This is a genomic window from Desulfosarcina cetonica JCM 12296, from assembly GCF_001311845.1.
Classification (GTDB): domain Bacteria; phylum Desulfobacterota; class Desulfobacteria; order Desulfobacterales; family Desulfosarcinaceae; genus Desulfosarcina; species Desulfosarcina cetonica.
Map to the genome: position 1 here is coordinate 1 of NZ_BBCC01000018.1, position 19,890 is coordinate 19,890.

The 19,890-nt window shown below is 60.6% G+C and carries 21 protein-coding genes; 6 read left to right on the forward strand and 15 right to left on the reverse strand.

Annotated elements, in window-relative coordinates:
• Window positions 1-223: 223 nt before the first annotated feature.
• The 5 genes from JCM12296_RS06180 (at window position 224) to JCM12296_RS06200 (ending at window position 6,934) form a co-directional block, all read left to right on the forward strand.
• Window positions 224-997: a toll/interleukin-1 receptor domain-containing protein gene (locus JCM12296_RS06180; protein ID WP_054691037.1), complete on the forward strand. Its 774-nt coding sequence runs from the start codon at window positions 224-226 to the stop codon at window positions 995-997.
• A 56-nt stretch (window positions 998-1,053) separates the two neighbouring features.
• A complete protein-coding gene (locus tag JCM12296_RS06185; RefSeq protein WP_054691040.1) occupies window positions 1,054-1,548 on the forward strand; it encodes a hypothetical protein in 495 nt (164 codons plus the stop codon).
• Window positions 1,549-1,562: 14 nt separating this feature from the next.
• Window positions 1,563-2,543, forward strand: a complete 981-nt coding sequence (locus JCM12296_RS06190; RefSeq protein ID WP_054691042.1) for an AAA family ATPase — start codon at window positions 1,563-1,565, stop codon at window positions 2,541-2,543.
• Between the two features lie 81 nt (window positions 2,544-2,624).
• The gene (locus JCM12296_RS39655) at window positions 2,625-3,662 is read left to right on the forward strand and encodes a hypothetical protein (protein WP_054691044.1); all 1,038 of its coding nucleotides are present in this window, start codon (window positions 2,625-2,627) and stop codon (window positions 3,660-3,662) included.
• Window positions 3,659-6,934, forward strand: coding sequence for a TIR domain-containing protein (locus tag JCM12296_RS06200; protein WP_054691046.1), 3,276 nt, complete (start codon window positions 3,659-3,661; stop codon window positions 6,932-6,934). Before JCM12296_RS39655 ends, JCM12296_RS06200 begins: the two co-directional genes overlap by 4 nt.
• A gap of 119 nt (window positions 6,935-7,053) precedes the next feature.
• Here JCM12296_RS06200 and JCM12296_RS06205 read toward each other — a convergent pair whose 3' ends face one another.
• From JCM12296_RS06205 to JCM12296_RS06265, 15 genes are all read right to left on the reverse strand, one after another.
• A complete protein-coding gene (locus JCM12296_RS06205; RefSeq protein ID WP_054691048.1) occupies window positions 7,054-7,560 on the reverse strand; it encodes a hypothetical protein in 507 nt (168 codons plus the stop codon).
• Window positions 7,542-7,892: a hypothetical protein gene (locus tag JCM12296_RS06210; protein ID WP_054691051.1), complete on the reverse strand. Its 351-nt coding sequence runs from the start codon at window positions 7,890-7,892 to the stop codon at window positions 7,542-7,544. Before JCM12296_RS06210 ends, JCM12296_RS06205 begins: the two co-directional genes overlap by 19 nt.
• Before the next feature lie 121 nt (window positions 7,893-8,013).
• On the reverse strand, window positions 8,014-9,393 hold the full coding sequence (locus JCM12296_RS06215) for a B12-binding domain-containing radical SAM protein (protein ID WP_246804031.1): 1,380 nt from the start codon (window positions 9,391-9,393) through the stop codon (window positions 8,014-8,016).
• A 58-nt stretch (window positions 9,394-9,451) separates the two neighbouring features.
• A complete protein-coding gene (locus JCM12296_RS06220) occupies window positions 9,452-10,165 on the reverse strand; it encodes a lysophospholipid acyltransferase family protein (RefSeq protein ID WP_054691053.1) in 714 nt (237 codons plus the stop codon).
• Between the two features lie 88 nt (window positions 10,166-10,253).
• Complete coding sequence (locus JCM12296_RS06225; protein ID WP_054691056.1) at window positions 10,254-11,492, reverse strand: beta-ketoacyl-[acyl-carrier-protein] synthase family protein; 1,239 nt, start codon at window positions 11,490-11,492, stop codon at window positions 10,254-10,256.
• 25 nt (window positions 11,493-11,517) lie between these two features.
• Entirely contained in the window at window positions 11,518-11,784 is a 267-nt protein-coding gene (locus tag JCM12296_RS06230; RefSeq protein ID WP_054691058.1) for an acyl carrier protein, read from the reverse strand.
• Between the two features lie 89 nt (window positions 11,785-11,873).
• The gene (locus JCM12296_RS37890) at window positions 11,874-12,050 is read right to left on the reverse strand and encodes a hypothetical protein (protein ID WP_157067409.1); all 177 of its coding nucleotides are present in this window, start codon (window positions 12,048-12,050) and stop codon (window positions 11,874-11,876) included.
• 28 nt (window positions 12,051-12,078) lie between these two features.
• Window positions 12,079-12,801 carry an LpxL/LpxP family acyltransferase gene (locus tag JCM12296_RS06235; protein WP_157067410.1) on the reverse strand — a complete coding sequence of 241 codons (723 nt, stop codon included), beginning with the start codon at window positions 12,799-12,801 and terminating at the stop codon, window positions 12,079-12,081.
• Window positions 12,782-13,519 carry a glycosyltransferase family 2 protein gene (locus tag JCM12296_RS06240; protein ID WP_054691062.1) on the reverse strand — a complete coding sequence of 246 codons (738 nt, stop codon included), beginning with the start codon at window positions 13,517-13,519 and terminating at the stop codon, window positions 12,782-12,784. The genes JCM12296_RS06235 and JCM12296_RS06240 overlap by 20 nt, the downstream gene beginning before the upstream one ends.
• Before the next feature lie 18 nt (window positions 13,520-13,537).
• The gene (locus JCM12296_RS06245; protein WP_218187992.1) at window positions 13,538-14,743 is read right to left on the reverse strand and encodes an aldehyde dehydrogenase family protein; all 1,206 of its coding nucleotides are present in this window, start codon (window positions 14,741-14,743) and stop codon (window positions 13,538-13,540) included.
• On the reverse strand, window positions 14,707-14,910 hold the full coding sequence (locus JCM12296_RS41460; protein ID WP_218187993.1) for a hypothetical protein: 204 nt from the start codon (window positions 14,908-14,910) through the stop codon (window positions 14,707-14,709). The genes JCM12296_RS06245 and JCM12296_RS41460 overlap by 37 nt, the downstream gene beginning before the upstream one ends.
• Before the next feature lie 132 nt (window positions 14,911-15,042).
• A complete protein-coding gene (locus JCM12296_RS06250) occupies window positions 15,043-16,377 on the reverse strand; it encodes a hypothetical protein (protein WP_054691064.1) in 1,335 nt (444 codons plus the stop codon).
• An 8-nt stretch (window positions 16,378-16,385) separates the two neighbouring features.
• Window positions 16,386-17,501, reverse strand: coding sequence for an ATP-binding protein (locus JCM12296_RS06255; protein WP_054691066.1), 1,116 nt, complete (start codon window positions 17,499-17,501; stop codon window positions 16,386-16,388).
• Complete coding sequence (locus JCM12296_RS06260; RefSeq protein WP_054691138.1) at window positions 17,479-18,189, reverse strand: response regulator transcription factor; 711 nt, start codon at window positions 18,187-18,189, stop codon at window positions 17,479-17,481. Before JCM12296_RS06260 ends, JCM12296_RS06255 begins: the two co-directional genes overlap by 23 nt.
• Window positions 18,190-18,316: 127 nt before the next feature.
• Complete coding sequence (locus tag JCM12296_RS06265) at window positions 18,317-18,898, reverse strand: DNA-3-methyladenine glycosylase I (protein WP_054691068.1); 582 nt, start codon at window positions 18,896-18,898, stop codon at window positions 18,317-18,319.
• Between the two features lie 145 nt (window positions 18,899-19,043).
• Here JCM12296_RS06265 and JCM12296_RS06270 point away from each other — a divergent pair, with 145 nt between their 5' ends.
• Window positions 19,044-19,832, forward strand: a complete 789-nt coding sequence (locus JCM12296_RS06270; protein WP_054691070.1) for a TatD family hydrolase — start codon at window positions 19,044-19,046, stop codon at window positions 19,830-19,832.
• Window positions 19,833-19,890 lie beyond the last annotated feature (58 nt).

A 19,890-nucleotide genomic window follows, 5' to 3' on the forward strand; every position in this document is an offset into this window, starting at 1 on the left:
ATGCGGGAAAATCCGGAGATCGGCAAAGGCGCCAACGTGGTGAACGGCAAGATCACCTACAAGGCCGTGGCCGAGGCCTTTGGGCTGGATTACACCGCTATCGACGCGATGATATAGTAGTCAAGATAAAGAGTTGGCCGCCCCCGTTGCATCCGCTTTGGCGGTCAACCCAGCGGCATGGCCCCACGGGATCTCGTGTCACGTTTTTATCGGAGCTGAATTCATGACCGAGCCGAAACCACCCAAAATTTTCATCAGCCACAGTGCCAAAAGTAAGGCGCACGAAAGCCGGCTGATGCAATTTGCCGAGCAACTCTCTAACAGCGGACTCGACCCGTGGGTTGACCGCCAGCGGATCGGGGTCGGTGATGCCTGGAATCCGGCGATTACCAAGGCATTGCAGGATTGCCACGGCGCTGTGGTGCTTTTTTCCCAGGAGGCACTTCAAAGTGACTTCGTCAAGTATGAAGTCAGCTGTCTGGCTTACCGTAAGCGAACCCAATCCGGATTTGCCCTGTTCCCGCTGATCCTCGATGAAACGCCCATTCAAACCATCCTGGACGGGTTTTTCGGTGCCATCCAATTCGGGGATTACCAGATCGGTACCATTGATGAAAAAGAGCAGGAGGTTATTGGCAAGCTAAGAGCACTCGACCTAAAATCCTGCCGACCGGTCAGTGCTATCGAAGGCGCCTTGCTGGAAATTTTTCGGCGCATGGCGCCGGAAGCCATTCGCGAGGCAGCCGTGAATCTCGGTTGGGCGACATGGCCCCATGTAACCCTTGCGGATGCCGAATCACTCCACTTCGTCCGCAGACTACTGGCCGCGTCAATCCCCGACCAGATCAAAGCGCTTCGCTTCATCAAGAAATCCATTCCGCCAGATTGTTCCGCATTCAAGGTGTTTTCAATGATCTCCCCTTCTGGGTGGATGAGGATGCGGCTCGCATGCTTGCATCGGTCTCCTTTCGCGAACCCTCCAGGCGCGCTGCGGTGATCAACGCAATCCACGGGAATTTTACCTGTGACATGTTTTTAAGACGAGCCCGTCCAATGCAGGATCCGGATTTACTCGACCTTCAGGACGCCGCATCTTCCGATCCGGCACCATTGCCGTCGCTTGCCGTGGGCGCACGCAGTGCCGCAGGCCGTCAGGCGGGTGCCGACCTCGTCGAACAGCTGCGCCGGGCGCTGTGCCAGAAATACGAGGTATCACTTCAAGCCAGTGCCGAGGATATCGACAAGGCGATCGACCGGGAGATGGCCTTTGATGAAACCAACATGGATTTCAGACCGGTGGAAGCCGTGCAACTTTCTGAATTCGATCTGCCTCTCTTAAAGTCGCTGCTCAACAGCTTCAAAAGGATCACCTTTGTTGCCATGACAGGTGAGACCATCCCCGAAATTCCGGCCGATCTGGCCGATCGGGTTCAGGTGATCGAGCCGAAACTGCAGCACGATGAAACCCAAACCCGGCACAACGAGCAGGTGGCGTTTCAGTGCTGCGATCCTGCGCGACTGAAGCGGTTGGGGATTCGCACTGAATAAAGGAGACCCTTCCAATGCAAAAGAAAAAGGAGCTGTTCCGGCCGGAGGATTACAAAAAGGACCTACCCCCCGAATCCACGGTCGACTTCGGCGAGCGGGGCAAAGGACAAATCTATGTCTGGGACGAAAAAACCGTTTTCGCGGTCCAGGTGGCCCAGATTACCGAACGTCCCCTTTTGCTACGGGGTCCGGCCGGCTCAGGCAAATCTTCGTTGGCCCCATTCGTGGCCATCACCCTGGATCACGCGTTTTATCCGTTTACCGTGACAGCGCGGACACAGGCGCGTGACATGTTGTGGGGTTTCGATGCCCTGGGACGGCTGAACGACGCCAATGTCAGCCGCGTGGACGAGGACGCACAAAAGCGGGTGACCGATTGCCGCAACTATCTGACACCAGGCCCGCTGTGGTGGGCTTTCGATCCGCAGAACGCCAGCCGGCGCGGAACCACCGGTGCCGAGACGTCGCCGGTACCGCCGGCCAAAGACCCGGCCGGTCAGAAGCAATCCAAAGGCGCGGTGGTGCTCATCGACGAGATCGACAAGGCCGACCCCGACGTGCCCAACAACTTGCTGGAAGTCCTGGGATCGCACCGCTTCACGGTACACGAGACCGGCGATGTCATCCGAGACCGCCGTTCGCCCTTGGTCATCATCACCACGAACGAGGAACGGGAATTGCCCGGGGCGTTTCTGCGACGTTGCGTGGTCCTGCATCTGACGGAAAAGACTGCGACCAGCTGGTCACCATCGCTGAAAAGCATTATGGCGGTGAGCGCAGCGGGCTCTATGAGGCCGTGGCCCAGACGCTGGTGCAACTGCGCCACGAGGCAGAGGGCCAGGGGCATCGCCCGCCCAGCACGGCAGAATTTCTGGACGCCATCCGTGCCTGTATCGATCTCGACATCCAGGTGCGGCGGCCGGGGGCGGGCGAAGAAAACGCGGACGCCGAATCCGCACCGGCATGGAAGTATTGGGACGATCTGGTCGAAATGACCCTGACCAAAAGACCTGCCCCAAAACAGCAAACCCGCTGACATATTTTGGGTGTTTCACGCGCGTCCATGAAAGGCAACCATGCCCAATTCAGGAAATAGCGATCATCTCCGGACCGGCTATGGGGATATATGGCTCGGCGATCTTCTCGCTTCACTTGCGCACACCACGGTCGGGACCGACAGCGATCGTTGCCGGTGGGCGGTCGAATTGCTGACGTTTACCGATCGTATCCAGGCCGAAGCGGCGACGGACGAAGCAGAAGCGGATGAACAGCGGTTGTCGCCCATGGACGACGGCGTTGTGAAGCCTGCAGATCGGCGGACGATCAGCGTCCCCGGACCCGAGGACCATCTGCCAGCGGACACAACGATCCCCTACGCAGTGGTCGAAACCCGTCCGGCAACGGATCCGCATGGGGAGCCCGCATGGCTGGAAGCTGCGCCGGCCCTTCCCGATGCGACCGAAGATCAGGTCATGGTTCGTCCACCACTGGCACCGCTTTGGCACCCGCGGACCGCCAGGGCGTTGATCAGTACCGCCATGGCCACACCGCAGGGGGAAGGGGCCGTGGATATCCAGAAAATTCTCGATCAGGTAGCCCGTCTGCGACCGCTGGCCACATTACCCCATCTGACCCTATCGACCTTAAGGTTCGGGGTACAATTGTTGGTCGATCGGGGGGCGGGAACCTGGCCGTTTTACAGAGACCAGGAATTGCTGCGCCGCCAGATCGAAATGGTAGTGGGACGCGACCGGGTGGAAACCCTCTTTTTCGCCGACCTGCCGCTGCATGGGATCGGGCCGGGAAGCCGCCGGACCTGGCGGCGGCGTTACACACCGCCGGCCACCGGCACGCCGGTTGTCTTGTTGACCGATTTGGGTATCGCCGGGCGGCGTGCTTTGGGTGTCGGTGCTTCTGCAGAGACCTGGTCCGTGTTCGCCGACCGGGTCCGCGACGCCGGTTGTCCGCTGCTCGCATTGGTGCCCTATGGACCGACTCGCTGGCCGGCAAGCTTGGAAAAATGCATGACCATCTTGTCGTGGGACCGCAGTACCACCGTCTCCACCATCCGCAAAACCGTCGGCTACGGCCTTGTCGCCAGGAGGGTATCGTGAAGCGGCAAACCGCCTGCGAACTGATCGAAGCCGAACGGGAACTTTGTCCCGCGGTGGTTGTCCTCGCCCGTCACCTCTCCATCGCCGTTCGAATCGAAACCGAACTGATCCGGGCGATGCGATTGCGCGTGATGCCGGGGGAGGAGGCCGGCGTGGAGTCCGACCTTTTTTTCAGCAGCCTTGTACAGACGCGCGATGTCAGTGCCATCACGCTGATACCCGAGGTCCGTAGCTGCTTGCACGATGAGCTGTCCCACCGGCAGGCGGAACTGGACCTGGCTCACCATGTGATTGCGGCGGCGCATCGGGATATGGATGCCGTCATTTCCCTGGAAGAAGCGGTGGTGTACTACAGCCTGCGCGGCGACTGGGAGGCATACCGCAACATGCAGATCGAACTGGGGACGCTGTTTCAGGCGTTGACGCAGGATTCGGTCGATTCGGATCTGGTCCGCTGGACAGCCGGGGCGTTTCTCCGGTTGACCGATCGCGCCCGCCAGTCCAGGGCCGGACAAACGTTGATGCGGACACTGGACCACCACATCGATCTGCTGCGCGGTGGAACGCCATCTTCCGATCTGCCTGGGGTAGGGGGCCTTCCGTCGGCAGTGACCATCGGTTTCCGGACCGGGCCGAAAGGAATCGAACTCAGCTTCCCACCGGCGACGGGTTGGCTTGCCCTGGAGATGCCCGGACCGCTTCCATTGAGCATCGACGTGGGATGGCCGGTGCCGGGCGGCTGGCAGACCACCTTGGTCGAGGTCCGTGATCAACATCCTGCGGTGGAGATACCGGATGCGCCAGTGGGCCTGGTGCGGCTGCGTGGCACCAACGGCGATGAAATCAAACTCAGGGTCGACGGCCCCTTCGACCGGCTGCGGCCCCGGCTGTTGGGACTCAACCACGATCCGGCCGCTGCTCCCGGCGACATGATCGAGGCTCAACTGACGGACCTTGCCTGGCAGGCGCGCTGGGAGTCGTTATGGGTTGGATCGCGTCCCCTGGTCTGGGTGGCCTATGCTGCGGCCACAGGTTCCGAAGGAAAGGTTGTCGACGCCCTCTGGCATGACCTGCGGGAGGCGGGTTTCAATCCCTGGATCGACCGGCACTCACTCAGATCCGGAGATGACTGGTCGGCCGAACTGATACGGGTGATTGACGGATGTCATGCCGTGGTGGTCGTGTTGTCGGACGCATCGATGCAGAGCAAATGGTTTCCTGTCGAATTGAACCGTATCGCTCAGCGGAAACAAACCGACGCGTCGTTGCCGGTCCATGTGCTGTTGGCGCCCGGCGTCGATCCGCAGTCAGCGCAAAGCATGCTGACGGGCGAATTGGCGTGGTTGGCAGACATCCACTGGGCTGAAAATCCTGCGGACATTATCAGTGCACTAGGTAGCGCGTGGTTCGGGGATCGCACCGACGGGACCGCTGCCGCCGGTTTGCTCGTCTTCAATGACATTAAAAGCCTGCTGCAGTACCGAAAAGCCTTGGATCGGCTTGAGTGGAGCGATCAACGCCTCATGCCGGAACTTGATGTGCTGGTCGGTGCCGGCTGCCCGATCATGGCGCGGGTGGGTGATCAAATTCGACGGCTGGCCTACACGCAAGGGCCGATTACGAAATCGGATGCCAGCGACCCGGCGGTCGGGCGGTTTCACCAACTGGTCGATGCGCTCGATCGCCTTGTCGACAGCGCTACCGGAGAGATGGCCGAGGTCGCTGATTCCCGGCGGATTTTTCGGGAAGGGTTGCTCGACGGCGAGCGGCGAGCGGTATCGGTGTGGCTGTCCCGGTTGGCCGATGCAAAGCGGGCTCGCACGCCCAGCGATCCGCCCCACGCCATGGTCATGATCCAATGGGACGCATGGTTTCCCAAGGGGGCCGATGCACCGCGGCATTTCGACACCTATCGGTCCCGCCAGGAGCGGTTGGCCCGGCTCGTGGGCAATGGCGGGACGCTGTGGGTCGTCACCAGCCGCACGGATGCCGACGGGAACCGCCGCTATCAGTTGGCCTACCGTCTCGAAGCCGTCGAAATTGTCAGCCGCCCGATGCCTGTGGAAACGAAGGCGTCCATTGCCCGTGACTATGTCGTCCGCGCACCGACGGCACAAGACGTGCTGCAATTCCCCCTGCACGATGCCACGCAAACCCTGCTACAACTCACCTTCACCACCGGACGCCCCATGGAAGCGCCGGGGGATATCGGTCGACGTCTGCAAAGTATTCCCCAATTGAGTGCTGCCGACGTGGATCGGCTCAACGCTTTCACGGCCCAGTTCACGGAAGCGGCGAGTGATGGCGCCATTCGCCTGCGCTGCCGTTTTCGCGGCGATTCGCCGGAAGGCCACCGCGGAACGGTCCGTTCCATCGTTCTCGGGGCAGATGGAAAAATGGCGCTGACGGCGGGCAATTCGCATCCGGATCAATGTGTCAAATACTGGGATCTCGATCGCGGGGTGCTGGTGCAAACCTTCGAGGGGCAGGCCCTCCCGGGTGGACGCACACCCATCGCCTTCTCGCCCGATGACCAACTGGCCGTTGTCGGCTACGAGGGATTGCTGCGCGTTCTGGACCTCGGCCGCGGCAAGATGGTACATGAGATTCGCGCTACCGAAGAGGAAATCACCGCGGTGGCATTCTTCGATGATACCGGCGTACTGGTGGGTACGGTAGAGGGGCATCTGCTGGCCGTTGATCTGAAATCGGGCCAGATCTACTGGGACGGGCAGACAGCTGTTGCAGAGGGTGCGGTGCAGCGTATTACCCTCGACGAGGGAGAGGCCCTGATCCTGGGCGCTTCGGGGGTGGCAAATGTCTTCGTCGGCGGATCACCAAGCGAAATCCGAATCTCCTGGCGTCTTGACGCCACCATCGGTGAACCCGCACTGTTCATGCAGCGCACGCCCTTGACCTTAGATCGCAAGCACAGCATCGCCATGTTCGGAAATCCGCTGCAATTTCTCAACCTGCGGGAAAACACGATTCAGCAGACGTTGGAGACGGAATGGCCGGTGGCCGAGGCGGTCAACGGACGCGTGCTGACCACAGACGGTGAGTCCGCTTTCCGGGTGTTCGACGCCCCTTACACCCAGCCACTGGACGAGGTGCGCATCGCACCCGAACGGGCAGCGTGCGCCGCACTTTCAGCCGATGGTCGATGCCTGGTGATCGCCGATTACGAGCACAACCTGCACGTGTACGATCTGCCGCCATTGCCGCCGACACGAGAATCCTGGAGACCGAAAACCCGCAGTTCGATCAAATGATGGCCGCCATCGCTGAATTCGAAGAAGCCGTTTGAATCCTTATTCTCCGCTAAGAGCAGACTTTTAAAAAGTTGAGAAGTTTAAGGCGTTCCGCTATCCCGCGCGCTATCTCGCGACCATCATCGCGGCATGAGTTCTGCCGCCAGCCCATCGATGATTGAAGTAATGCGGTCCTGGGCATTCTCCAGTGCGGCCGCCGACGCGAATCCCGAATCGAGCTCGGCCAGGATCGTTTCAACAGGCGAGGCGGGGATGGCATCATTTTCCCGCCACACCCCCGGCCGCGGATAGCGCCCATCCTCGAAGAAGTAGTTGCCCGGCCCCGGTGCGCCCGTGCGTTTATGGGGCCAGTCGGTTTTCAGGGCGGCGAATTGGTTGAGCCATGTTGCCGCCCGGCTTCCCGCCGTAAACCGGCCCGCCTCGACCGGCCGGCCGAGTCGCTTTTCCACTGCCGTGAAAAATGCCGCCAAGAGCTTTCGTTCGGTGACGATCAGCCCGTGCAGGTGCCAGTGGTCCATGCTCTGACCCAGGGCGGCCAGCCAACGGGCCGGCAACTGGCGCACGCTGGGGCAGAAGTACGTGCGGCAGGCCATGCCGCCATAATAACTCAGACCGCGCCAATCCACGCCGCCGTTGCCCACGGCCAGGGGTGCAGCAGGCAGCCCACGCGTCGCCCGTCATCGATGATCAGGCCCAGATAAGGACAGTGGTGAAAATCCGGGAAGGGCCGCTCTTGGGGCTCGGATGCCTTCACCTGCGCGGCAAACGCATCCAGCCCGGCCACGGTGCGCGGCACCGCTGCAAACCAGCGCGTGCGCCGTTCGAGCATCGCTTCTATTCCTTCGGGGGAAGCGTCGGCCACGTTGTAGAGACCGCAACACGCCCCGCAGGAGACGTTGGCGCCCACCTGGCACAGGTAGACCGCCGGTTGTTGGGTGTCGATGGGGGAAGTCGTCATGGGGTGCTAACTTCTCAGTTCTCCAGATCGGGAAAATGGTTCATGCGGGCCAGCCGCTCCAACTCGCATTCATAGCGGCCGTGCCAGCCCTGTTTCTTGAGGACATGGTCGTAGTAGAGCTTCAGAAAGGGCTTAAAGGCATAGATCCAGATGGATGTCCAGCCTTGCCCTGGCTGCGCACGCGCTTTGAGGGGGTCCACCACCCGAGCACCTTTTGGCGGTGATACCAGAACAGGTATTGGAGCCGAGCCGGCGAGAGGTGTCGGGTGCGTACGTTGGCCCACAGGCCGCTGTAGCGGCTGAGGTTGTTGGGGTTGGTGACCAGCCCCTGATTGATGAGCTGCCGGCGCATTTCGGTTTTGGGGTAGGGGGTGAGAATCTGGCAGTAAGCCGCGTCGGCGTCAATGGTGTTGAGAAATTGATAATTGTTGACGATGGCGGCCTCGTCATCATCGGGGAATCCGAAGATCAGTCCGCCGATTACCATGATCCCATGGCGATGGCAGATTTCCACGGCTTCCTGGGAGGCGGTGACAATGTCGCCCTTGCGTGCCGCGGCCAGGTTCTTGGGGGAGACATTCTCGATGCCCAGGAAGACCGAGCGGAAACCCGCCCGGGCCATCTTCTCGACCATCGCTTCGTTGCGTGAAATCGAAATGCAATCGGCTTGCACCACCAGATTGAGCTTGTGGTAGCGGCGGGCGATGATGGCGTCGCACAAAGTCATGACCCGCTGGGGGTCAAGGACCATGTTGTCGTCCACGATGAAGACCCAGCGAACCTTTTTCCGGTAATAGATGTCGTCCAGGTCGGCCAGTACGCGCTCGATGGGATAGGTGCGAAAGGTTCGCCCGTACATGTGTTTCATGCTGCAGAAGGTGCAGGCGCGGGTGCAACCGCGGGAGGTCTCGATCAGCTCGATTTTGGAATTGAGAATGTGGTATCCCCAGGTGAGCCGCCGCTTATCCCGGATGGGCAGTTTGAGGGTGGAAAGGTCCAGCGGGCCGCCCCAGGCATTATGCACGAAAGTGCCGTCGACCTTGTAAGAGAGGGAGGGGATCTCCTCCAGGCGGTCCTTGCCGCAAAGGGCGTTGACCAGGCGCCGGCAAGCCTCCTCGCCTTCGCCGCGGATGAGGAAGTCGATCAGGGCCGCTTCGGGCGAGGCGGCGATCTCCTCGCTCATCAACGTGGCGTGGTAGCCGCCGATGACGATTTTTACTTCAGGCAGGATTCTCTTGATCAGGCGCGCCAGCTTCAGGCAGGTGTCATACTGCCAGGCCATGGCCGAGAGGCCCACCAGCTCCGGCCGGATGCGGGTCAGGGTGCGGGTCAGATAGCGACGGATGTTGCGGCGTTTGCGGATCAGGTCGATCAGGTAGACGTCGTGCTCCGCGTCGATATTGCCGCCCACGCAGGCGATGCCGTGACCGGGCATGTGGACCGCCATTTCGTGGATGATGATGGGGACGACATCCGGCATGGAGATCAGGACCACTTTCATGACGAAATCCTTCCTGGCTGAGGTTATGGGTTGACGATCCGCTGGGGCATCCGTTGTTTCAGGCTGTTTCGGCCGCCATTACCATACGCTCGCGAACCTCATGAATCAACCGGCTCAGGGAAAACGCCGGATCGTCGTAGTCGGGCATGATCCGGCCCACGGCGACGACCGATATCGTGTTCGCCGAAAGGGTGTTGAACAGGAACCGGCCGGGGGTGAACAACCGTTGGGAATTGCGGATCAGGATCACCTGGATCGGCAACCGGCAGCGTCGGGCGATCTTGAAGGCGCCGGCGTTGAACGGGCCGATGGCGCCATCCCGGCTGCGTGTCCCTTCGGGAAAGACGATCAGGTTGGCTCCCCCGGCCAGATCCGCGCACAGGGTTTCCATGCGTGCCACCATCACGCCGGCCAGCTGGCGGTCGGCGGCCGAGGGGATGTAGCCGGTCAACCGCAGCATGAGGCCGAAAATGGGAATCCGGAAGAGGCGTGCCTTGACGATGGTCGTGTGCCGGGCAAAAAGCGAGATCAAGAGGATCGGATCGATATAGGAAAGATGGTTGCACACGATCACCGACGCCCGCACGGCCTTTACCATGGGGTCGATTTGCCAGCGCTGGCGGGGCATCAACAGCCGGCAGAGCTGAAAAAAAGACCGGTAAAAAAAGTGATTCAGGGTCTGCCAGATGGCCATCCGGCGGCCGGGCAGGGCTGCGCTGAAAAGGTACAGGGGGGCAAAAAAATCAGGAACCCGATGGTGAAATAGGTCCACAGCAAAAGAGTGGTCCCAAGGTCAATGGACCATCGCCACCACCGGCCGGATGTCGGGCCTCGGCTTTTCTTTGCCTGGGAATCCGGGTTCATTCCCCGGCCCGCTTCAGGATCAGGCAGGTGTTGACGCCGCCAAAGGCGAAGTTTTGGACCGCGGCCAAGCGAATGGGCGCTTCCAGGAGCTGTTGAACATGGCGAACGCCGTTGCAGCGTTCGTCCACGGTCTCCAGGTTGAGGGTGGGGGCGATAAACCCTTCCTGCATCATATAGAGGGTCTGGATCGTCTCGATCACGCCGCAGGCGGCCATGGTATGGCCCATATAGCTTTTCAGCCCGGTCACCCGGGGACCCTTGCCGTAAATCTCGGCCATGGCCATGGCCTCGATGACGTCGCCCATCTTGGTGGCCGTGGCGTGGGCGCTGATAAAATCGATGGCTTCCGGCGGAACCTGGGCATTGTCCAGGCCCAGCCGGATGGTCTGCATGATGCCGTCCTTGTTGGGCAGAATCAGGTCGCCGCCGTTGTTGTTGCAGGAGAAACCGATGACCTCGCCGAGAATGGGGGCGCCGCGTCGCTTGGCCGATTCGTATTCCTCGAGGATCACCGCGCCGGCGCCTTCGCCCACCACCAGGCCGTCGCGATGCTGGTCAAAGGGGCGTGGCGTCAGGTGGGGCCGGTCATTGTAATCGGTGGAGCAGGCTAAAAGATTGTCGAACACGGCCACCGTGGTGGTGTCGTACTCGTCGGCACCGCCGCACAGCATGGCATCCTGCAGGCCGAACTTGACCGCTTCGTAGCCGAAGCCGATGGACTGGCTGCTGGTGGTGCAGGCCGTGGACGAGGAGATCACCCGGCCGGTGATGCCGAACATGCGCGTGATGTTCACCGCCGTGGTGTGGACCATGGATTTGAGGTAGTCCACCGCGCCCACGCTGGTCAGGCGGGCGCCCGTGGCGTCGAAGAAGACCTGGTAGATTTGGCGTTGGACCGACGGGCTGCCGTGAATCGAGCCGAAGGCCACGCCCATGCGTCCCGAGGTGATGAACGCCGTATCGAGGCCCGATTCGGCCAGGGCCTCCTTGGCCACCTGGCAGGCGTAGTAGGAGACAGGCCCCATGGTCTTGCGGTGGCTGCGCTTGAATTCGTATTCGATCGGGTAGTCCACCGTGCCGTAGACCCCGGAGTGGATATAGTCGGTGAGCAACCCGTCGCTGCGTAGCGGCTTGACCCCGGAGACACCGTTTTGCATGGCTCTGACGATATCCGCCTTGCCATGGCCGATGGGCGTGATGGCGGCACACCCGGTGATGACGACTCTTCTATTCATCTGCAACATCCATTGAACGCGGGCTTCACGCTTCGGCGGGGGGCCGGGTGGCGGCCAAATCCATGACATAGTCCACAATCTGGCTCAGGGTGCGGATATCCATGGCTTTTTTTTTCTCTTCGCGGGTCAGTGGATCGCCCAGCAGGATCTCGATCTCCCGCAAAAGCTCGATGGCATCGATGCTGTCGAACTCGTAGGCTTCCCGTAGATCGACGTCCAATTCGGGATTGTCGATCTCAAATTGCCGGGAGAAGATTTCCAGCAGTTTCCCGGTGACTTCGCTACGCGTCATGTCTCCTGTTCATCCTTTGAAAATGTGACCTTAATCGGCATTGCCTGCCGGGGTGATATACAGGAAAATGCATTTGGATTCAAAGTATTTCAATTTGCCGCTACATCCTTATGGGGATCTTCGAGAAAGCGGTCGAAGTGGTACCACTCGAACGGCGCGGATTTCAGATGGGCCTGCATCTGATCGGCGTAGGCCTGGGCCGAACGCTGGATCGCGGAGCGGCGGTCCGACCGGGACGCGGCGTTGACATGCATGGGGGCCGACACGCTGAAATGATAATCGCCATGGTCTCTTTTAGCGGCGAAGAAAAAAACAGGGCGCGCCGGATACCAGGGCCAGGGTGTGGGCCGTTTCGGGCAACCGGGCCGTGTGCCCCAGAAAATCGACCGTTACAGTACGCTCGTCGGCCTGCCAGGTGGTGTCGCCGGCCAGGGAGACGAACCCGCCGCTTCTGAGGAACGACAGGGCCTCCACCAGGCTGAAGGGCGATCCGGCCGTTTGGTCCACGGCGATGATTCGGATTCCCGAGGCGGCCAGATCCTTTTTCTGCAACCGCTCGATCTCGTCCCGGGCTCGCTGGCCCATGAGCAGCATCAGGGGCAGATCGGGAATGCTGCGGCGAAGCAGGTGGGCGGCGATCTCCCAGTTGCCCATGTGGGACATGAGGATGATGCCGCCGCGGCCATTTTGCAGGGCGGCCAGCAGATGTTCACGACCGGCGAAGGTGTAGGCGATCTCGCGGCCGGTCTGGAGCAGGAAGCGGTCAAGAAAGAGGGAGGTGAAATTCTGGAACTGCCGCCAGGTGCAATACCGGTGGTAGAAACGCCCGCGATGGGGAAAGACGGCCCGGTAAAAGTCCATGCCGATCCTAACCCGGCCGGGAAAAAGGATGAAATAGCCGGCGGCCACGCACCGGGAAAGGAGCACGAAAAACCAGTCACCGATGAATCGGGCGGTCAGGGACAGGAAGTGGTAGAAGAGGCGTTGCATGGGCGGATCAGCGGCTCCGTCGGGCACGGCCGAATACCCGTGCGACGATCAGGCGGGTGAAGGTTCCGGTGTTGCGCAAAAAATCGAGAAACGGGTGAAAATGGGAAATTCGCCCGCCGTCGGGACGGTAGATCACGCTGATGGGCGTTTCGATTACCGGGATCCCGCGCCAGGCGGCCTTGACCAGGATTTCCAGTTCGAACTGGTAACGTCTGGCGGCAATGTTCAGGGTCAGCACCTCGGGCAGGGGGTAGATGCGAAATCCGCTTTGGGTATCGGTTGTGGCCGGTCCGCCGGAACAGCGGATCCAGAAATTGGAGAAACCACGACCGAACCGGCTGGTCCAGGGCGCGCCGGCATCCAGCATGCCCATGCGCCGGCCGACGACAATCGGCCGGCTACCGGCCGGGATGGCCTGGATCAGGGCCTTGCACTCCTCGGGAATGTGCTGGCCATCGGCATCCAGGGTGATGGCCCAAGGGAAGCCGGCCTTGGCGGCGGCCCTGAAGCCCGTCAACAGGGCCGCGCCCTTTCCGCGGTTGACCCCGTGGCGCAGGAGCCTTGCCCCGCAATCGGATATCTGCGACAGTCGGCCGTTGTCGAGGTCCGTGGAACCGTCATCGACGACGAACAGGCCAAAGCCCAGCGAGGCGGTGCGGCGCACCACCTCGGCCACAGTGCGGCCGTGGTTGTAAACCGGGATGACCACGGCGAATGGGAAAGTGGAAATGGAGTTGTTTTTCATGGCGTCAATGAATCCGCTTTATGACAGAAATGACCGCAAAAAGCGAAGTTTCTGCTTGTAGGGCGGGTAGGCGACGCTGGGATTGAAGGCCGTGGTCTTTTCCAGGATCGCGCGGTGGTGGCTGAACGTGTCGAAGCTGAATTTGCCATGGTAATGCCCCATGCCGCTGTTACCCACGCCGCCAAAGGGCAGGTTGGGGTTGGACAGGTGCATGATGGTGTCGTTGATGCAACCCCCGCCCGAGGATGTCTCCCGCAAGAGTCGGTCGCGATCGGCCACCGTTGATCCGAAGAAGTACATGGCCAAGGGTTTCTCACCGGCGTTGATCATATCGATGACCTCATCCAGATGGGAGAATTCGATCACGGGCAACAGCGGCCCGAAAATTTCTTCCTGCATGATGGGATCGCCCGAATGGATGTCGTCGATCAGGGTCGGTTCGATATAGCGGTCTTCCCGATCGACCCGGCCGCCGTGGACGATGGCGCCGGCCGAGCGCATCAGCGTCACCAGACGGTCGAACTGCCGCGTGTTGATGATGCGGCAGAAATCCGCGCTCGCCTGGGGATCCGTGCCGTAGCTGCGGATGATCCAGTCGCGGATCTTCGCGATCAGGGGCGCCTTCACGGACCGGTGGACGAACAGGTGATCCGGGGCAACACAGGTCTGGCCGGCATTGATGAATTTGCCGAAGGCGATGCGCGGGGCGGCGACCTCGATCTTGGCATCCTTGGCGACGATACAGGGGCTCTTACCGCCCAGTTCCAGCACCACCGGCGTCAGGTGGCGGGCGGCCTTGGCCATCACGATTTTTCCCAGGGACGGGCTGCCGGTGAAAAAGATCAGGTCGAAGCGCTCTTCGAGAAGCGCCTGGTTGACCGCCCGATCTCCCGTGACGGCGCTGACATATGCCGGATCGAAAACCTCAACTATCATGGTCCGGATCAGTTCCGATACGTGGGATGCGTAATGCGCCGGCTTGAGCATGGCGCAGTTGCCGGCCGAGATGGCTCCCACCAGCGGCGCCAGGGCCAGTTGCAGCGGATAGTTCCACGGCGCCATGATCAGGACAACGCCAAAGGGCTGGTGATAGATGCGGCTTCTCGAACCGAAATTGAGCAGATTGGTGGGCACGCGGGTCGGCCGGGCCCATTTGCCCAGCTTTTTGATGTGATGCCGGATTTCCGTCAGTACCAGTCCGATTTCCGTGCCGAAGACCTCCATGGGCGGTTTTTTAAATCGGCCCGGAAGGCTTCGTAGAACCGGTTTTCATACCGTAGCAGGGCGTCACGCAGCGTTTTGAGCTGGGTGATGCGAAAATCGATGTCCAAGGTACTGCCGGTTCTGAAAAAGGCACGCTGGGCCTGTACGGCATCGGCAATGGCTTGCATGTCGGTGTTCCTCCGGGTGGGGCTGATTGCAAAGATGAACCGATTTGAAATTAACGGGTGAATAGCAAACTGATGATGAAATGCCAAGCTGGCTTTCCATATGGATGGACAGCGACCTGGATAACAAGGGGTTTACACGGAATCCGCCGGACGTCTGCTGCCGGACTTGTCCATGGCGGCCGATTGCCGGTACACCACATCCATTTCCGTGCAAGCTTGGTCAAAGGTTCGGCCGTAAATCAGCATCAGGGCCGTTTTCTTGCCCAGCACCCATCCCACATCGGCGGCGATCCCCGGAAGCGAGAATCGTTTCAGCCGGCGGTAGAGTTTCAGCGGCCATTTGATCCATCCGCGGGCGGCGACGGCGGTCTTTAAAATGCCGCGCACCTTGGGGGTCAGCACCCGGGTACTGATCTCTTTGGCCTGCAGCAGCGTCTCGATGCGCGTTTGGTAGAGATAGCGGACAAAGAAGATCGAATCTCCCTTTCCCAAGGTGCTCAGCAAGGAGCGGGTGCGGTTGAGCAGTGGGCCGATGGCGGCCTCTTCCAGGGGATGGTCGGCATTCGGAAAATGGCGCCGGGCGATCACCTCGGCGGCTTCCCGAACAGCCGTTCGCCAGCGCTGAAAGGTCGGATCGGAGAACATGACGGTCGTCAACCCCACCAGGTGATGCCGGATCGCGGCGATCTCCGGATCGTATCCCCGGGTCGGCGTGGGATCGGCATGGGAAAGCGCCTCCAGGGTTTCCTCGATATTTTCTGGGTCTTCCGCCGCTGGACGGTTGTTTGGCTGATCGAACGTATCGATGGCCAATTTGCCAATGTAGAGGGTGATGTCCAGCAAAAGGTTTTTCAATAAAATCAGAATGACGAGCTTACGCGAAAGAAACAGGACCCACGACACCGGATCGGGAAGGATAACCAACCTCAGCCAGAAGACCCGTCTTAACCGCTTTTGATGGGCGAGATACCATTTTGCCCAGGGCCCTTGGACCAGGCCATTGGACCAACGGTAAAGGGTTTGAACGGTTTTTACATTAAGGGATTGGAGCTGTTTCAGGCCAGGCCGGTGAAGGATTTGGTCGAAACGGGACAGGGAGGCGTCGAGGCCTTTAATCAGCTGTCCCAGGGAAACCTGCAGTTCCGGCCGCTCGCTATGGGGGAAAAAGCAAGCGGCGATGGCGCGGATAAAGGCAAACAAGCGTTCCGCGTCGATGACGTGTTCTGGGGAGAAAGAATCCGAGATTTCCCTGCATGTCCCGATAACGAGGCCGATGGCTTTCTGGCGGGCTTCGCCCGAACGCTCGGCTTCCAAGGACAGGGCCGCCATTTCCTTTTGAATCGCCCGATACCAGCGCACTCCCCCCCTGGCGCGTCCAAGCACGATCAGGATCACGCCAACGGCGCCTAACCCGAGACCTCCCCAAATCAATTTTAGGATAAACCACCAGCCCGGGGTGAGCAGCATGTCAAATCTCATTGCCGCGGGGTTGGGTTGGGCAGGGTGATCGCCATGTGAAGCAACCCGTCCTCCAGCCGGGCGGCGACCGTCCCCCCATGGGCCGTTACCAGTTCCTTGACGATGGCCAGACCGATGCCGGCACCGCCGTGATGCCGTGAGCGGGACTTCTCGCCACGGTAAAACCGTTCGAAGAGATAGGGCAGGTCCAGCGGGCTGAGATCCGGTGCCGGGTTGCAGACATCCATGTACACGGCCTGTTGGTCGATGTTGATTCGGATCTTTACCTCCGTTTGCGATGGGGCATATTGCACGGCATTGTCGAGGAGGTTGCGCAGGATTCGGGTCAGACGTTCCGGATCGGCCCGGAACGGGGGCAACTCCGAGGGCGTTTTTATTTGAATGGAGAGTCCTTTTTTCTCAATTGCCGGTGCAAAGGTCGCGAGAATGGCATCCAGCAGGGGCTCGAGGACCACGTCGCGGTATTGAAGCTTGCCGCCGGCGGCATCGGCCCGGGCCAGTTCCAGGACGTCTTCGACCAACTGGGCCAGCCGCAGGGACTCGTCTTGTAGCAGGGACAGCGTCTGCGGTGCCGGCGGGAGCACGCCGTCGTTGAGGGCCTCCAGATAGCCGCGAATGTTGGTCAGGGGCGTCCGCAACTCGTGGGCCACGTCGATCATCAGCGTACGTCGCAACTGCTCGATCTTCTCCAGATTCTCGGCCATGCGGTTGAAGGCCCGGGCCAACTGCCCGACTTCATCGGCGGTGGTCACCGGTACCCGGGCGGAGAATTCGCCGGCGGCGATTTTCCGGGAGACGATGCCCATGCGGGTCAAGGGGGTCAGGATGCGTCGATTGATGACATAGCTGAGAACGATGGCCAGGGCCATGGCGCCGGCAAAAGACCAGACGAGGTACCGGTGCACCGACCCGACAAACATGGCGTGGGCCGGTTCTGGAGAGATGTGGTACTTCTCCATGAGGGTGACGAAATAGCCGGCGGCCAGGGTGTCGATGGAGAGCCAGACGACGGCCATGGCAAAACCCGCCACGAGCAGATTGACGGTCAGCAGCTTGACGATCAGGTAGCGCTTGACCATGACGATTCCCTCATCGCGCCGGCCGATCGGCAAAACGGTAGCCAATACCGCGGGCCGTGAGAATATAGCGGGGCTCGGACGGGACCGGCTCGATTTTCTGACGCAGTTTTCCGATGTGGACATCCACCACCCGGTCGATAACCACCGCCTCACCGCGCGGATAGAGCCGATCGAGCAATTCATCACGGGTGAAGGTTCGGCCCGGCGTGGTCATCAGCGTTTCCAACAAGGTGTACTCGTGGGGGGTGAGGGCCACGGTGGCATCCTGGATGGTCAGCCGCCGCAGGGTCAGGTCCAGGCAGACCGGCCCGTGGATCAGGCGTTGCCCTGCCGGCGGAGTGGCAGGTTCGACGCGGCGCAGCACCGCCTTGACCCGGGCGACCAGCTCCCGGGGGCTGAAGGGTTTGACCACATAGTCATCCGCCCCCAAGGTCAGTCCGGCCACCCGATCGATCTCCTCACCGCGGGCGGTGAGCATGATCACCGGCACGGCTGAGTCTTGCCGCAGGCGACGACACACTTCCCACCCGTCCACCTTCGGAATCATCAGATCCAGGATTACCAGCACCGGGTGATGCCGGTTGGCCAGGGCCAGCCCCGCTTCGCCGTCGCCGGCGGTCACGGCTGAAAATCCTTCCCGTTCCAGATAGACGGCGATCAGCGCGGCCGTGTTGGGATCGTCTTCGATAATCAAAATCGTGCTGCCTTTTGCTGGGTGCATGGGCCTGTCGTCTTTCGAAAGGGTGTTTCCCATCTGTGCAGACTCTAAACTGCCCCATGGCTAAAAGCAAGCTGCAGGGGCAGGGGGATCGCCTTTGCGGTTTTTACGGTAACCGCCGGGCCTCGCCTCAAGATCCCCCCAATTCGCGGTGGCGGAAACACCCTGTCAGGTGGTCGTTGACCATCCCGGCGGCTTGCAGAAGGGCATAGCAGATGGTGCTGCCCACGAAGGTGAAGCCTTTTTGTTTGAGTGCCTTGCTGACCGTGTCCGAAAGGGCGGTGGTTGCCGGGACGGCATCTGGGGTGTGCCAATGGTTTTGAATCACGCGGCCGTCGGTGAACGTCCAAATGAAAGCATCAAAAGATCCGTGGGCTTCCTGCAGGTTCAGGAAGGCGTGGGCGTTGGTCACGGTGGCGCGGATTTTGAGTCGGTTGCGGATGATGGCGGGGTTTTGCATCGCCCGGGCCATTTCCGTATCGGTGATGCGGGCCACCCGTTGCGGGTCGAAATCGTGGAACACCATTCGGAAAGCCTCGCGCCTGTGCAGGATGGTGCGCCATGACAGGCCGGCCTGAAACGCATCGAGGATAATAAATTCGAACCACTTGCGGTCATCATGGACCGGTACGCCCCACTCGGTGTCATGGTAGGCGATCATCCGTGGATCATCGCCGGGCCAGGGGCAGCGGACCGGTGAATCGCTGGACATGGGCTTTCTTCCTTTCCATCGTCAGAACACTGGATAACGATGGTGGACGGTTAGATGCGCACTGGGTCTCGGCAGCATGGACTTTTTGATCAGACAGTGCTTTATTGTGGCATCCACATCTGCCGTTTTCAAGGAGGTTTCTTCCATGACGACAACGCCGCCCATCATTGACAGCCATGTCCACCTCGACCTGATTGTCCGGCATCATCCCCAACGCATCCCATGGCTCAAGGCCAACCATTGTACGGTGGTGTCATGGGCCTATTTTGAAGGTGTTGACTCCGTGGCGCGTTTTTCGGCCTGCCTGGATCAAAAGGCGGCCTGCGTGCACACCCAAGCGGCCGGCGGTCTGAATTGCTACTACCTTGCCGGCGTGCACCCGCGATCCATCCCACCAGACTTGACGCCGGAAGCGATCGCCGCCCTATTGGCGCGGGCCCTTGATGATCCGCGTTGTCTGGGAATCGGTGAAATCGGTCTGGAAACCGGCGATGTCCGGGAAAAGGAAATTCTTTACGCCCAACTCGAGCTCGGTCGCAGCAAGCCGGCCCGGACAAAGGTTGTCGGTGTGCACACGCCCCGGGCCAACAAACCGGCGATGACCGCCCAGACCCTGACCATGCTCGAAGATTTCAGCGATCTCAAAGAACGCCTGGTGGTCGACCATTGCACCCACCATACCATCGCCCAGGTACTGGATGCCGGATTCTGGGCCGGCATCACCCTCAGCCCGGTCAAGACCTCCTGGGATGAAATGAAGCGTATCGTGGCCGGCGAGTCTGCCCGCTTCGGGCGTATCATGGGCAACACCGATTCGGGCAGCGAATTCTTCGAGGACGTGGTTCGCTGCCGCCGCGGCCATGATTTGCCCGAACCCCTTCTCGCGTCGCTGTTTCACGATACTGCCAAACGGTTTTACCGGTTACCCGGGTAACGGTTCTCTCCTTATATTTTCAGTCAGTTAAATATCTGTTCAAGTTCACCGGAAAAGG

Excerpts from the sequence above, each read along its gene's own strand:
- JCM12296_RS06180 (WP_054691037.1), top strand. The coding sequence starts at position 224 with ATGACCGAGCCGAAACCACCCAAAATTTTCATCAGCCACAGTGCCAAA.
- JCM12296_RS06185 (WP_054691040.1), top strand. The coding sequence starts at position 1,054 with ATGCAGGATCCGGATTTACTCGACCTTCAGGACGCCGCATCTTCCGAT.
- JCM12296_RS06190 (WP_054691042.1), top strand. The coding sequence starts at position 1,563 with ATGCAAAAGAAAAAGGAGCTGTTCCGGCCGGAGGATTACAAAAAGGAC.
- JCM12296_RS39655 (WP_054691044.1), top strand. The coding sequence starts at position 2,625 with ATGCCCAATTCAGGAAATAGCGATCATCTCCGGACCGGCTATGGGGAT.
- JCM12296_RS06210 (WP_054691051.1), bottom strand. The coding sequence starts at position 7,892 with ATGACGACTTCCCCCATCGACACCCAACAACCGGCGGTCTACCTGTGC.
- JCM12296_RS06215 (WP_246804031.1), bottom strand. The coding sequence starts at position 9,393 with ATGAAAGTGGTCCTGATCTCCATGCCGGATGTCGTCCCCATCATCATC.
- JCM12296_RS06225 (WP_054691056.1), bottom strand. The coding sequence starts at position 11,492 with ATGAATAGAAGAGTCGTCATCACCGGGTGTGCCGCCATCACGCCCATC.
- JCM12296_RS06230 (WP_054691058.1), bottom strand. The coding sequence starts at position 11,784 with ATGACGCGTAGCGAAGTCACCGGGAAACTGCTGGAAATCTTCTCCCGG.
- JCM12296_RS06240 (WP_054691062.1), bottom strand. The coding sequence starts at position 13,519 with ATGAAAAACAACTCCATTTCCACTTTCCCATTCGCCGTGGTCATCCCG.
- JCM12296_RS06245 (WP_218187992.1), bottom strand. The coding sequence starts at position 14,743 with ATGGAGGTCTTCGGCACGGAAATCGGACTGGTACTGACGGAAATCCGG.
- JCM12296_RS41460 (WP_218187993.1), bottom strand. The coding sequence starts at position 14,910 with ATGCAAGCCATTGCCGATGCCGTACAGGCCCAGCGTGCCTTTTTCAGA.
- JCM12296_RS06250 (WP_054691064.1), bottom strand. The coding sequence starts at position 16,377 with ATGCTGCTCACCCCGGGCTGGTGGTTTATCCTAAAATTGATTTGGGGA.
- JCM12296_RS06260 (WP_054691138.1), bottom strand. The coding sequence starts at position 18,189 with ATGCACCCAGCAAAAGGCAGCACGATTTTGATTATCGAAGACGATCCC.
- JCM12296_RS06265 (WP_054691068.1), bottom strand. The coding sequence starts at position 18,898 with ATGTCCAGCGATTCACCGGTCCGCTGCCCCTGGCCCGGCGATGATCCA.
- JCM12296_RS06270 (WP_054691070.1), top strand. The coding sequence starts at position 19,044 with ATGACGACAACGCCGCCCATCATTGACAGCCATGTCCACCTCGACCTG.